The following is a 236-nucleotide window of genomic DNA, read 5'->3' on the forward strand; positions in this document are numbered from 1 at the left end:
TCGAAGTTTCGCTTGGCGACATCTTTGCGCAACAGGCCGATGCAATCCTGAGCCCGGCTAACAGCTTTGGGCACATGGATGGCGGCATCGACCTGCTTTACTCGCGCTATTTCGGTTGGGATCTCCAGACCAATCTCCAAGCCATATTGGCAGAGCAGCATTATGGAGAGCTGCCAGTCGGCCAGGCGATCGTGCTCGCCACTGACCACGAACGCTTCCCGTATCTGGTGAGTGCG

General features: G+C 57.2%; 1 pseudogene. It reads left to right on the forward strand.

The features are described 5' to 3' along the window. A pseudogene (locus Q5L94_RS14150) lies at positions 1-236 on the forward strand (phage tail protein); the annotation flags it as partial.

It is taken from the genome of Idiomarina sp. Sol25 (genome assembly GCF_033052775.1).
GTDB lineage: Bacteria > Pseudomonadota > Gammaproteobacteria > Enterobacterales > Alteromonadaceae > Idiomarina.